The organism is Candidatus Zixiibacteriota bacterium (assembly GCA_034439475.1).
GTDB lineage: Bacteria > Zixibacteria > MSB-5A5 > GN15 > FEB-12 > JAWXAN01.
The window spans coordinates 87,428-101,358 of the sequence record JAWXAN010000034.1 but is presented as its reverse complement, the minus strand read 5'-3'; the positions used below and the strand labels follow the sequence as shown (position 1 = coordinate 101,358).

Sequence of the window (13,931 nt, the reverse complement as noted above, 5' to 3'; positions counted from 1 at the left end):
TCGGCGGAGGGATTATTGGTCTCTCTGTTGCCTTTTATCTCGCCCGCGCCAAATACGGGCAGATTGTCGTGCTTGAGAAAGAACGTTTTCTCGGTTCAGGCTCCACCGCCAAAGCCGCAGGCGGTATCCGCGCTCAGTTCGCCAATAGAGTGAATATCGAGCTTTCGATGCTCTCTGAAAAACTTTTCCGCCAATTCAAAGAGGACACCGGATGGGATGCCGTATTCGATCAGGTCGGCTATTTATTCCTGCTCTCCGATGATTCAGATATCGCCCAGTTCAAAAGGAATTTCGCGCTTCAGCGGTCTCTTGGTTTGAATGTGGAGATGATGCAGCCATCGGATATCCCCCGTGTTGCGCCGCATGTCCGTCTCGATGACATCAGATGCGCGACCTTCTGCCCCGATGACGGACTCGGCGACCCGTACCAGTTTCTCTCAGGGTACGAGCATGCCGCCAGAACAAATGGCGCAGAAATAGAACCTGATACAGCAGTGACCGGATTTACCATGGCGGGCGATGTCATCACGCATGTTAATACTTCGAGAGGGACTATAGCGTCCCCTCTTGTCATAAACTGCGCTGGCGCGTTTGCTGGAGAGATCGGAAAAATGGCCGGATCGGATATACAGGTTCTCCCCTATCGCCGCCAATGCGTCACCACCGGCGAACTCGATTTTATTGAGCCGTACTTTCCTATGGTTGTCGATGTCAAATCCGGGCTCTACTGCCACAAGGAATCGCGCGGACTACTTCTCGGCTGGGCCGACAAAGCAACAAAACCATCATACGATATTTCAATCGATCCAGATTACACCGATGCCATTGTCGAGAAGGCTTTGGATCGAATTCCCGGTTTGGAGACGGCAGAGGTTGCAAATGTATGGGCCGGACTGTATGAAACGACCCCTGATCACCAGGCCATTTTCGGCTGGGACAGCGGAGTTCAGGGATTATTTCATGTAGCGGGGTTTTCGGGACATGGCTTTATGCAGGCGCCGGCGGCAGGGTTGATTACATTGCAAATTCTTACTGACAAAAAACCATCGGTCGATATTTCTGAACTGCGTCCGGATAGATTTGTTGCTGGAAGCGTAATAGCTGAAACAAATGTAATTTAATCAGTTGGATTATTTGAGCTGAAACTTTCTACTGTTCATTCTACTCTTTGCTCTCTTCTTTGCCATTCCCGAGATCAATCATTGTTGTGCCTTCGGCATACTCGATGGAGCGCGCGGAAGTGATTCTCAACAGCTTTTGTGTGACATCGCGAATTTTCATAGCTGAGGCTTCGATTGTCTTTAGCTTGTTGGTAAGCTCGGGGTCCAAATCCTGTCGTTTCAAAAGCAACAACTGCACATTACCGAGAATGGCCGTAAGCGGGTTGTTGATCTCATGGTTGACCGTGACGGCGGTTTCAATGATCGCCCCAAGCCTTTCCTTGTCAAGTGTTTCCCGCGTCGCGGAGGCATTTCGAATTGCGCCATCGGCAACGATGCTTAGCGATAAAGCGGCGCTAAGGGCTTCGAGAAATAAATCTTCACCAATAAGCTTCCCGTTTCCTGCCTGGATTCCCACAATTGCTCCGAACACTCTCTCGCCGTGTTTAAGCGGAAGGGTAAAAGATTGGAATGGAGCTTCTCCCCCAAAACTGAGATAGGCTGTGAGTAGTTGACGATGTCTTCGTAGCGAATCAAAAAGGTCTCGTTCTATAACTTGTAGACTCTGCTGGAAAGCCTCGGAGACAGAATGAGAGACGGAGAGAGTAAGCTCATGTTTGGCATCCCAGAGATAGACCGAGACAGCGGACAAGCCCACAAGATCGGCGGCTTGTCGGATAGCATCCCCCGCTGTTTTCTGCAGACCCTCGCCTGCTGCACCAGCAAGTGTCAGCCGTCTGAGAAACTCATAACGGTCATCGTTCGGATTGTGTCTTCCATCAGTCGTGGTCATCTATTCTCTTAGAGCAAAACCGTTGCTGGAGTAAGAAAAAACCCAAAATGGGCGAAGTAATCAGTTGAACTTTGCTAACATACCATCCTGTCATCGATTAATCCAGCCATTTCAGCTGTACAAAAAATGCACATCGCACTTTTGGCAAAACCGAGCATAATTCTCCTGCACTCTAGTTCATACTGTCGGAACAGATACTTCAGGAGGTTGTTGACAATAGTGAGCCGCCACGATACATTGGCGGCTTCCTGTTTCGGAAAATGAGAAAGGTCTCGGATGCTCGATTCGATGGTGCATGATAAGTGTGGTGTTTTTGGTATTCTCGGCAACCCGCGAGCCGCTGAACTGACTTACCTTGGATTATACGCGCTTCAACATCGCGGACAGGAATCAGCGGGGATTGTCACCTCGGATAAGGGGGCCATCCATATCCACAAAGGGATGGGACAAGTCGCCGATGTCCTCTCAAAGAAAGAAGTCCTCGAAAGACTGACCGGCGATATTGCGGTCGGCCATACCCGTTATAGCACAACCGGCGCTTCTTCAATCATAAACATCCAGCCTTTCCTCATCACCAACCGCTCAAGTTCGTTGGCCATAGCGCACAATGGAAATCTAACAAATGATGTTGAATTGCGGCAAAAGCTGGACGAAAATGGTTCGATTTTCCAGACTACTTCAGACACTGAAATAATTCTCCACCTTGCCGCTGTCTCCCGTAAAAAGAGCCGAATGGAACGTATCTGTGAGGCTCTCCAAAAGGTCGAAGGCGCATTTTCGCTTTTGATCCTCACTGAAAACTCGCTCATCGCCGCTCGCGATCCGAATGGATTCAGACCGCTTGCGCTGGGCAAATTCCGTGATGCCTATGTTGTGGCCTCTGAAACATGCGCCTTTGATATTATCGACGCTCAGTATATTCGGGATATCGAGCCGGGCGAAGTGCTCGAAATTACCCACGAGGGACTTCAGTCGCATTTCCCTATGAAAAAGGCCGAGCCATCGGCCTGTATATTCGAGTTCATTTATTTTGCCCGTCCGGATTCTAAAATTTTCGGCGAAAATGTAGACAAAGTCCGCCGAAGACTCGGCCGGCAGCTCGCCAAAGAGCACCCCGTTGACGCCGACATTGTCATCGGAATCCCCGACTCGGCTAACACCGCCACACTTGGATATTCCGAAGAATCAGGTATACCGTTCGAATTGGGTCTTATAAGAAATCACTACGTCGGCCGGACTTTTATTGACCCCCATCAGAAGATTCGCGATCTCGATGTTCGCGTGAAGTTTAATCCCGTCAAAGGCGTTTTGAAAGACAAACGGGTTATTGTTATCGACGATTCTATCGTGCGGGGAACGACATCAAAGAAACTCGTTTCAATGATTCGCGAAGCTGGCGCGAAGGAGATTCATTTCCGCGTCTCATCCCCGCCCATTATTTCACCGTGCTATTTTGGTATCGACATGCCCTCGAAGAGCGAACTTATCGGGGCAAACATGTCTATCGATGAGATCGAAAAATATTTAGGTGTGGACTCGCTTCGCTATCTCTCGCTTGAGGGAATGCTCTCGATGCCGTCACTTCCAAATACGTCATTCTGTCATGGGTGTTTTTCGGGGAATTACCCGGCACCGATCCCGAAGATAAATGGCAAGCATCGACTCGAATAACGGGTCAACACTAATCCGTTAAACGCTCCGCAACTACCTGTTTCTCGTCTACAGGAATGTGAAGATTGCGGCCTGGGAGAGCTTCAGAAGTTGCTCAGGGAAAAATCCGAATCCAAAAGTTCCGGCTAACGTCACCAAAATCACTATCGTAATCGACGGACTCAACGCGACTGGCGCGAACTGGCCCTCGAACTCATCAAAATAACTCGTTTTAACAACCCGCAAATAATAGTAGACCGAAACAAACGAGTTCAGTACACCAATTACGGCAAGCCAGATAAAGCCTGATTTAACCGCTGCAGAGAAGATATAGAATTTGCCGAAAAAACCAATGGTCGGCGGAAAACCAGACAACGCAAACATGAAGAGCGCAAGCGATGCCGCAAGATATGGATGTCTTTTGGCAAGGCCGGTCAGTTCCGAAAATTCTGATTTTGTCCCGGTTCGCGTCTCAAGCAGTGAGATGACAGCGAACGCGCCAAGGTTGAAAAGCGTGTATGCCACGAGATAGAAAATGGCGGCCGAGATTGCGTCTGATCCTCCCACAGCCACCGCTACGAGAATATAACCAGCATGGGCTATCGAGGAATAGGCAAGCATGCGTTTGATGTTATTCTGACGCAAAGCGAGCATATTTCCAACCGTCATAGTCAACACGGCAAGCACCCAAAAGACGTCAGTAAGCGGTTCCATATCCGCAAAGCCAAAGTTGAAAATTCGCAAAATTACGGCAAACCCGGCAGCTTTCGGACCCACAGAGAAAAATGCCGTAATCGGTGTGGGAGCGCCTTGGTAGACATCGGGCACCCAGGTGTGGAAAGGGACAGCGGCGACTTTGAAGGCAAAGCCTATGAGAATTAGCGCGGCACCGACAAGCATATATGCCCCGCGACGGGCAAGAATAAAGCTCAAGTCGGAGCTGATTTGGCGAAGGTCTGTCGATTCCGCCGCGCCGAAAACAAAGGCAATCCCCATCAGCAGGAATGCAGTGGCAAAGGCTCCCATAATAAAATATTTAATGCCGGCTTCGTTGGATTCAAGCGAGCGTCGGTTGAGAGCGGCCATGATGTAGAGCGGAACAGACATTATTTCGAGCCCGAGGAACATAACGATAAGATTGGTGGTGTTGGCCATGACCATCATGCCGATGGTTGAGACCAAGAGCAAGGCGTAAAATTCAGGTTTATCGATGCGCTTCACATTGAGAAATTTGTAGGCGATCAAGAGCGACAAAAGCGATCCGGCCGAAAAGATAATTCTAAAAATGATGCCGAAATTATCACTTGTGACCATCCCAGCAAAACCGGAATGCTGATTGTTCCATTGCTGGATAGACAATGCCAGCGCGACCGCCAGTCCGATTATTGCAGCCACCGGCGCAATAGTGTGAGCGCGTCGGGTGAATGCAGTCAGCATCACCACGAACGAAGCCAGCAGGAGCGCTATTTCAGGTCCAATCAGGCGAAAATCGACTGTGAGAAATGTAACGTAATCAGGCATATTTCTTTATTTCAAAAGGCATGGTCTTCAATGCGCGACGACCGCCGCGCGTCAATCAGACGCCTCATCCTCCCCCAAAGCCGAGTTTGATTTCCCCATCGCCTACAATAACTGGGACAATACTTTTGCCTCCGGTGAGCTCGAGCAATTTCTCTTTCGCTCCCGGTGTCTTCGGCACATTCACTTCCGTGAATGTTTTCCCCGCTTCAGTGTAGTGCTTCTTTGCAGCTGCGCAATAGGGACAGCCATCTTTTACATACAATGTCAGTTCACTCATTTTGTCTCCTCTCGTATTACTGCTGGTTCCGTTGACTCGGCCATTTTTTTTGCGTCAACAGGAATAAATTGTCCGCTCTTTTGGGCCAATGGCCCGCTTCTGGTAATTTGACCTAATGTGCTTCGAACGGCAGGTTCAATCCTGTCAAAGAACGGTTTTGGATAAATCCCTATCCAGAATATCAGCGCGACAAGCGGAACAAGAATTAGCTTTTCGCGCGGACTGAGATCTTTCAGGTGCTGATTTTCAGGTCTCGTAACTTTGCCAAATATAACCCGCTGGTACATCCATAACATATAACAGGCGGCCAAAATCACACCGCTAGCGGCAATCACCGCATAGGTTGCGTGGGCTTTGAAAGCGCCAAGCAGAATAAGAAATTCGCCGACAAAGCCATTTGTTAAGGGCAGACCTATTGAGGACAGCATCACTATCATGAAGAAAGTCGCAAAGGCCGGCATGGTGTTGGCAATGCCGCCAAAATCTTCGATAATTCTTGTATGACGACGCTCATATAACATTCCGACAAGCAAAAAGAGCGCACCTGTTGAGATGCCGTGGTTGAGCATTTGCAACACCGCTCCCTGCATCCCCTGCTCATTGACTACAAACATCCCAAGCATAATGAAGCCCATGTGCGACACCGATGAAAAGGCGACAAGAGACTTTATATCCCGTTGGACCATCGAGACCAAGGCGCCATAGATAATTGCTATCACAGAAAGTACACAGATATAAGGCAAATATGCGGCTGTGGCTTCGGGAAGCATCGGCATACAAATTCGCAGAAAGCCGTAAGTGCCCATTTTGAGCATGACTCCCGCCAGGATTACAGAACCGGCGGTCGGGGCCTGAACATGGGCATCGGGCAGCCAAGTATGAAAGGGCCAGAGAGGGACTTTGACCGCAAACGCCAATGCGAATGCGCCGAACAGCCACAGTTGGGGTTGAATCGGTAGTGAAATCGCGGTAAGCTTGAGGATGTCAAAGGTATATTCGCCTGATGTTGCCTGATATGCAAAATAAACATAGAGAATGGCCACAAGCATTAATAGCGAGCCAAACATAGTAAACAAAACAAATTTGATTGCGGCATAGATTCGCCGCGGGCCGCCCCAGACACCGATGATGAAATACATCGGCACAAGCATGACTTCCCAGAAAATGTAAAACAAAAACAAATCGAGCGAGCAAAATACGCCGATCATTCCGGTGGTAAGGACCAGCATCGATATGAAATATCCTTTGACTCCATGAGTGACAGAGTTCCAGGAGGCAAGAATGCACAAAACAGTCAGAATTGTTGTGAGCAATACCAGCAAGAGAGAAATGCCATCGATTCCGAGCTTGTAATGTATGCCAAGCGATGAGACCCATTCCCGGTCAATGTGGAATTGCATCCCGCTGGCAACCGGATCAAAGAGCCCGTAAATCCAAAACGAGAGCGCCATTGTGGCGAAAGCGACAAAGAGGCTGACGCTCTTGATTGTATTATGCTGGTGCGATGGCACAAGCATCAATAACAGCGCGCCAACAAGCGGCAAAAAGATAACAGCAGTAAGCGGATCCAAATTATACCATCCTAATACAAAAAGTAGGCGACCATGGCCACGACACCCGCGGCAAAGAGTGTGGCGTAGGTTCTGACGCGTCCAGATTGGCTATAGCGCATCGTGTCCGAGATTCCCTGCCCGAGTGTGGCCATGCCGTTGATGAGTCCGTCAATTATGACGACGTCGACTATCTTCCATAGAAAAACCGAACCAGCGACAACCGGCCGGATAATGAGCGTACCGTAGATTTCATCGACATAATATTTATTCACAAGCAGATTTTTAACTGCGGAAAGCTTTTGAGCTATGGTTGTGGAAAGCGAGCTGTGCGACTTATACAGTTTGCGCGAGAAGAGCCAGGCAAGCGCGACCAGAGCAACCGAGGCGGCCATTAGCATAAGTTCCATCCCGGTGTTACTGGTGGCAGAACCAAGTGCCGGCGCGGATTCAAGGCCATGTGTTCCGCCAATAACAGGCGCGAGCCACTCCTCAAAATAATTGGTGAAACCGAAGACATGCGGCATTCCGACAAAGCCGCCTACAACGGACAGGACGGCCAAAATAGAGAGCGGCACGGTCATGGATTTTGGCGATTCATGGATGTGACTTTTAACAGTGGCATCCATCCGCTCTTTACCATGGAATGTCAAATAGAGCAGTCTGAACATATAGAAAGCCGTAAGTCCTGCAGTTATGAAGCCGACGGCCCAAAAAATCGGATGGCCGAAGGGGGATGAAAATGATTTCCAGAGGATTTCATCTTTTGAGAAGAACCCTGAGAATGGCGGAAAACCAGAAATTGCAAGTGTCGCTAAGAAAAAGGTCAGATACGTCACAGGGAGATATTTTTTGAGGCCGCCCATTTTACGCATATCCTGTTCGTTTGACATGGCATGGATAACTGAGCCAGCGCCAAGAAACAGGAGGGCTTTGAAAAAGGCATGAGTCATCAAATGAAACACGCCTGCTGTAAAGGCGCCGACACCACACGCAAGGAACATATATCCAAGCTGGCTTATTGTCGAATAGGCCAATACGCGTTTGATATCATTCTGCACAAGTCCGATAGTCGCCGCCAAGAGCGCGGTCGCCGCTCCGATAACTGCAATGATAAATAATGTATCAGGAGACATCGCGAACAGCACATTCGAGCGGGCTATCATATAGACGCCCGCAGTAACCATCGTTGCGGCATGGATAAGGGCTGAGACCGGGGTTGGACCTTCCATCGCATCCGGAAGCCAGACATAGAGCGGAATCTGGGCTGATTTACCTATTGCGCCAACAAAGAGAAGCAGGCATGCCGCAGTCACCAATCCGCTTCCAAAGACGAAAGCTGTAGGCGCTTTTTGCATGACAGTAACGAAATCAAGGGAACCGCACTGCCAGAATATAATGAACATGCCGAGCAAAAATCCGAAATCGCCTATGCGGTTCACAATGAATGCTTTTTTGCCGGCATCTGATGCCGATTTCTTCTCATACCAGAAACCGATAAGCAGATACGAGCAGAGTCCCACGCCCTCCCATCCGACAAACATGAGGAGAAAATTGTTGGCAAGAACAAGCGTAAGCATCGAAAATGTGAAGAGATTAAGGTATGCGAAATACCTGCTGTACGACGCGTCGTGACTCATATATCCGGCAGAATATATATGAATGAGCAGTCCCACACCAGTAACGATCAGAATCATAATTGCCGAAAGCGGATCGAGCATGAATGCAATGTCGACATTGAACTCGCCCGATGGAATCCAGGTGAACAAAATTTGCTCGATTATCCGACTGTCAGAAGGCAAGGATACCAGGTCAAAAAAGAGCATGACGGAGAGAATAAATGCCAGCCCGACCGATCCGCATCCGATCAGTGTCACTACTGGTCTCGGTAGTTTATTCAAAAACAGGCCGTTGACGAGAAAGCCTATAAGCGGCAGAATCGGTATGAGATATAAATAGTCGGCCATCAGGTTACCATTTCAACATACTGAACCGGTCGATATTAGTCGTGCCACGATTTCGATAGAGTGTGACTATCATAGCAAGTCCGACTGCGGCCTCGGCTGCAGCAACAGTTAGAATTAGAAACACAAAGACATGGCCATCGACAAGATTCACGGCTCGTGAGAATGCAATAAGCGCCAAATTTGCGGCATTGAGCATAAGCTCCACGGCCATAAAGAGAATAATCATATTGCGAGAGATCAATACTCCAACGGTTCCTATTGCAAAGAGAACGATGGCTAAAATGAGATATGCGGCTATTGGAACCATATAATATCTATTTCACTGATTTTTGCAGAGGCTCCGGTGGAACATCGCTTGTAATGTGAATCGGAGGCAAATCATCACTTTCGTCATCATCGCTTGATTCTCTCTTAGCAATTACTACCGCGCCAACCACGGCGATCAACAGAAGGACGCCTGTCAGTTCAAAGGGATAAAGATATTTGGTAAACATGAGCATCGCGACGGACTTGATGGATCCAAAATCATCAACCGGGACGCTCACGATGCCGGTGGCCATTCCGGGGAGAAATACTTCCTTAATTGCAAAGACCAACTCGACAACCAAAAGAATACTGATAGTAAACTTTGTTGCCTGGTTGAGGGGGGCCGAGCCTGCTCCCAGATCCTCGCTTCCCCGAAGATTCAAAAGCATAATCACGAAGAGAAAAAGGACCATAATTGCGCCGGCGTACACTATGACGAGAATCGCGCCCAGAAAAAGCGCTCCAAGCTGGACATAGCAGACCGCCTGCGCGAGCAGGGAGAGAATGAGATAAAGAACCGACGCCACCGGATTGCGCTGAGAAATAATCATTGTGGCGCCAAAGACCGCGACAACGGCAGAGATAATGAAAATGACGCTATCAGGGCTCATCGACGGATGCTGCCTATTCCATACGCACGGCGGACAAAACGGAGTAATTCTTTCACTGGATTACCTTTGCGGGGGTGCGGCACAAGCAGCATTTCTTTGGTGTAGATGAAATCATCGCGATTATCCTTTGAGAATTCGTACTCGCGCCCCAAAAAAATGGCTTCTTCGGGACAGGCTTCCTCGCAGAATCCACAGAAAATACAGCGAATCATATTTATCTCGTAAACTTTTGCCAACCTCTCCCCTTTTTCGTTTTCCATCGGCTCCATGTAGATGGCATCGGCCGGACAGGCGGCGGCGCACAGTCCACAGCAAACACATCGCTCGCTTCCGTCATCATAGCGCTCCAAATACTGAAGTCCCTTGTAGCGCGGGGCCATCGGCTTTTTCTTCTTGGGATAATCAAGCGTCACCGGTTTTTTGAAGATATGTTTAAATGTCACCCAGAAACCTTGCGGCATTTTCCAGAAGACATTAAAAAGCGCTTTAAGCATTTCTTTCATTGTATTTCACTTCCTCGCATTATCTCAATCAAGAACAACAAAGAATGCGGTTACCATGGTATTGAGAATCGCCAGCGGAAACAAGACTTTCCATCCGAAATTCATAAGTTGATCGTATCGGAAACGAGGAAAAGTCGCGCGTAGCCAGATGTAGAAGAACATAATGACAAATACTTTGGCCAGAAACCAGAATATTCCCGGCAAAAACGGCCCGGTCCATCCGCCTAAGAATAGCGTCGTGCCCACTGCGGCGACAGCAAGCATGTTGGCATATTCTCCGATAAAAAACATTCCAAAGCGCATCGACGAATACTCGGTATGATATCCTGCGACGAGTTCAGACTCAGCTTCGGGGAGATCAAACGGCGCGCGGTTTGTCTCGGCAATCGCACACGTGAGGTACAGAAAAAAGCCAAGGGGCTGTTTCCAGATATACCAATTTGAGAAAAACCAGATTGAGTCTGAGGCTTGATTAGTGACAAGTTCGCGCATGGAAAGCGTGTTGGCTATCAGCACTACACCTACGATGGAAAGGCCGTAGGCAATCTCATAGGATATCATCTGAGCCGAAGCCCGTATCCCCCCCAGCAGCGAATATTTAGAGCCCGACGACCATCCCGCAAGAATGATGCCGTAAACTCCGAGCGAAGTAACCGCGAAAATCCAGAGCACTCCGATATTAAGATCCGACAGCGCGCCACGAACCGGGTAGCCAAACATAGTAAAATCGTCGGAAAACGGAACGACAGCAAAAGATAGAAGGGCTGGAATGAGCGTTACAATCGGCGCAAGAGCATAGGCGAATTTCTCCACCCGGTCGGGAACGACATCCTCCTTGAAAATCATCTTGATGGCATCGGCAAGCGGTGTGAGCAATCCCCAAGGTCCGGCAGTTATCGGACCAACGCGGTGCTGCATATAGGCAACCACCTTGCGCTCCATGAGTGTGGTATATGCGCAGGCAGTGAGCACTGCAAAGACGACGACGAGAACCTGAACCGATGAGATGATAATCGTTTCGAGCATTATCCCTGAACCTTGCTGAGCCTGACCCAATCAGTGCGTCGCTTGCGGGAGAGCAAACAGTTGACCGGGGTGGCGGAGAAATTCCTGGGGATAAAAACTGTGTCGCTATCGAGTACTGAGGAAATTTTCGCTTTCACAATAATTTTGCCGGTCTCCGATTCAACTCGTATCTGGTCTCCGGATGAAATCTTATGTTTGGCGGCCAAATCCGGCGACATTTCCATATAGGCTTCACTAACAAAATTAGAAAGCGAGATCGATTTTTCGGTGAGATGCCCGACATGGTGCGGGTCATCGCCGACCATCAAAGGTACCGGATAATCAAGCGGGCGACTCTCGGGAGAGATGGTGACCTGGAGATAGTCATTCGGCCACGCCGTGACGGTTGCGGATTTTAGCAGGTTTGTGATTTCGGCCTGCATTTCCGAAGCAGATCCGAAAAGAGGTCGGCCGAACTTGGAGGCGATAAGCGAAACTATTTCATGCGCCGGTTTCGATTCAAATTTTGGTTTGATTGCAGCTTCGGCAAATTGGACACGTCCCTCGAGATTTACATAGTGACCGTTGTACTCAGCCCATGAAGACAAAGGAAACACGACATCGGCCAGGGCAGTGGTCTCGGTTTCATAGAGATCAGCAACGACGAGAAAATCGAGCGCCTTGAACGCATCTTGGACAAACTGACGGTCGGGATAGAGCATCATGGGATTCGCGCCGACAATAAGATAGCCATTGAGCTCCCCTTTTTTCATAACAGAGAACATGGCGTCGGTCGACAGACCCGGTGCCTCCGGCGTTTTCCCCCAGAGATTATTCAGTTCGCTCTTGAGGTTGTCGGAAAGCTCGGGAAGAAGACCAAGCCGAGCGGCTCCGGCTGAATTGGCATGACGCGCCAGCACGCCAATCTGCCCCTTATTCTCGATTCCGAAAAGTTTGTTGAGATTGCACACTGCCGCCGAGATGTTTTCTCGAGCTGATGACCGGGTTATCAACTCGCCGCAGATAAATGTAATCTTCCGACCCTCAGCAATCGCTTTTGCTACAAGTTTGAGTTCTCCGGCATCGATTCCGGATGCCAGAGCAGTCTCGGCAAAATTCGCCGTTCCCAATTTCCCCTTAAGTTTTCCATCGTCCGAAAGTCCCAATTCGATTCCGGCAAGCGCGAGGGCGTTAAGGGCAAGTTCATCGCCGCCAACTGCGTAAATAAGCTCGGCATCGGCAATGTCTGCGGCTTTTGTGGCGAGGGGGTTTATGAAAAATACACGCGACCTGTTGAACTGTTTGGCTTTGCGAATGCGGAGGTATTCGTTTGGATGTTCTTTATGCAGGTCAGAGCCAAAAACTACAACAACATCTGAAGTGTCGATATCGGCAATTTTGAACGGACGCGAGGCGAGCGCAGCATACACAGTATCCCCAATTTTAGGAAGCATACGATACTCACCGCGGAAATCGACATTGTTGCTCTGAAAATTATGACGCATCAGCTTGTTCAGACTGTGCAAAGCGGCATTATCAAGCGAGGGCGCGGCAAGAGCGCCAAGACAAACGCCCCCTTTGTTCTCGGCAATCTCCTTGAATTTCTTGGCAACAAGTGTGACAGCTTCGTCCCACGTTGCCGGCGCCTGTTTGCCATTTTTCTTGATTAGCGGCGATTGCAAACGGTCTTCCGAAGTCGCTATTTGATATCCATAACGGGTGACATCTGCAAGCCAGCCATCATCGATCAAGTCATTGCGTCGTGAGGTCACTCGATAAATCTGATTCTGTTGCCGTTCTTTGTAAAAGAGAATATTTGAACCGGAGCTTGTAAACGGACAGATTGATGGAACTTGTTCGGTCAGCCAGACACGAATTTTGTAGCGCCAGTCGGTGTTAGTCAGGGCGCCGACAGGGCAAATTTCGACAAGGTTGCCGGAAAATGGATTGTCGACTTGCTCACCGGGCGCAGCATTTATTTCTGTAATATTGCCACGCTCGTAGGCGCCAAGGTCATATTCACCGAAAGCTTCTTTGTTCGCTCGAACGCATTTGAAGCAGAGAATGCACCGGTTGCGGTTCAAAACAATTTCCGGACCTATCCGGAGGTCATCGAAAGTCGACTGCTTGCCCTCCTCGGTGAATCGATATTTTTGAAATTCGAACCGGCTGTCATCATAGCCATGCGCGAAAGTCAAATCCTGAAGATCGCACTCGCCGCCTTTATCGCAGGTAGGACAGTCAAGCGGGTGATTGATGAGTGTAAATTCCAGTACCGCTTTGCGACCGCGTTTAACTAAATCGGAATTAGTGTGTACAACCATTCCGTTTGTGGCTTCGGTTGAACAGGAGACCATGAGTTTAGGCATCTTCTCAATTTCGACATAACACATACGGCATGCCCCGACTGATTTTAGTTTCGGATGCCAGCAAAACGAAGGGACGTGGATATTGTTATTAAGCGATGCCTCAAGGACACTTGTTCCTTTCGGAACGGTGATGCTTTGGCCGTCGAGAATGAAAGTCACCGTGTCGACTGCTTTTGCCGGCGGATTTGCCGCTTTTAATTCTTCTGCCACACTTCCCTC

Annotated in this window: 12 protein-coding genes; 2 read left to right on the top strand and 10 right to left on the bottom strand. The window is 49.1% G+C overall.

Annotated features, from left to right (window positions below):
* The coding region (locus tag SGI97_04765; protein ID MDZ4723201.1) for an FAD-binding oxidoreductase at positions 1-1,121 on the top strand (1,121 nt) is incomplete at its 5' end.
* Positions 1,122-1,161: 40 nt separating this feature from the next.
* On the opposite strand, the gene SGI97_04760 is transcribed toward SGI97_04765, so the two are convergent.
* Positions 1,162-1,953, bottom strand: a complete 792-nt coding sequence (locus SGI97_04760; protein MDZ4723200.1) for a histidine kinase dimerization/phospho-acceptor domain-containing protein — start codon at positions 1,951-1,953, stop codon at positions 1,162-1,164.
* A 276-nt stretch (positions 1,954-2,229) separates the two neighbouring features.
* Here SGI97_04760 and purF point away from each other — a divergent pair, with 276 nt between their 5' ends.
* Positions 2,230-3,624, top strand: coding sequence for an amidophosphoribosyltransferase (gene purF / locus SGI97_04755; protein MDZ4723199.1), 1,395 nt, complete (start codon positions 2,230-2,232; stop codon positions 3,622-3,624).
* Between the two features lie 48 nt (positions 3,625-3,672).
* Here purF and SGI97_04750 read toward each other — a convergent pair whose 3' ends face one another.
* The 9 genes from SGI97_04750 to nuoG form a co-directional block, all read right to left on the bottom strand.
* Entirely contained in the window at positions 3,673-5,124 is a 1,452-nt protein-coding gene (locus SGI97_04750) for an NADH-quinone oxidoreductase subunit N (protein MDZ4723198.1), read from the bottom strand.
* A 64-nt stretch (positions 5,125-5,188) separates the two neighbouring features.
* Positions 5,189-5,401: a glutaredoxin family protein gene (locus SGI97_04745; protein MDZ4723197.1), complete on the bottom strand. Its 213-nt coding sequence runs from the start codon at positions 5,399-5,401 to the stop codon at positions 5,189-5,191.
* Positions 5,398-6,972, bottom strand: coding sequence for an NADH-quinone oxidoreductase subunit M (locus SGI97_04740; protein MDZ4723196.1), 1,575 nt, complete (start codon positions 6,970-6,972; stop codon positions 5,398-5,400). The genes SGI97_04745 and SGI97_04740 overlap by 4 nt, the downstream gene beginning before the upstream one ends.
* 11 nt (positions 6,973-6,983) lie before the next feature.
* Positions 6,984-8,918: an NADH-quinone oxidoreductase subunit L gene (nuoL, locus tag SGI97_04735; GenBank protein MDZ4723195.1), complete on the bottom strand. Its 1,935-nt coding sequence runs from the start codon at positions 8,916-8,918 to the stop codon at positions 6,984-6,986.
* Positions 8,919-8,922: 4 nt separating this feature from the next.
* Complete coding sequence (gene nuoK, locus SGI97_04730; protein ID MDZ4723194.1) at positions 8,923-9,225, bottom strand: NADH-quinone oxidoreductase subunit NuoK; 303 nt, start codon at positions 9,223-9,225, stop codon at positions 8,923-8,925.
* 7 nt (positions 9,226-9,232) lie between these two features.
* Complete coding sequence (locus SGI97_04725) at positions 9,233-9,835, bottom strand: NADH-quinone oxidoreductase subunit J (protein MDZ4723193.1); 603 nt, start codon at positions 9,833-9,835, stop codon at positions 9,233-9,235.
* Entirely contained in the window at positions 9,832-10,338 is a 507-nt protein-coding gene (gene nuoI, locus SGI97_04720; GenBank protein MDZ4723192.1) for an NADH-quinone oxidoreductase subunit NuoI, read from the bottom strand. Before nuoI ends, SGI97_04725 begins: the two co-directional genes overlap by 4 nt.
* A 24-nt stretch (positions 10,339-10,362) precedes the next feature.
* Complete coding sequence (gene nuoH / locus SGI97_04715; protein ID MDZ4723191.1) at positions 10,363-11,364, bottom strand: NADH-quinone oxidoreductase subunit NuoH; 1,002 nt, start codon at positions 11,362-11,364, stop codon at positions 10,363-10,365.
* Positions 11,364-13,922, bottom strand: coding sequence for an NADH-quinone oxidoreductase subunit NuoG (gene nuoG, locus SGI97_04710; GenBank protein MDZ4723190.1), 2,559 nt, complete (start codon positions 13,920-13,922; stop codon positions 11,364-11,366). The genes nuoH and nuoG overlap by 1 nt, the downstream gene beginning before the upstream one ends.
* Positions 13,923-13,931 lie beyond the last annotated feature (9 nt).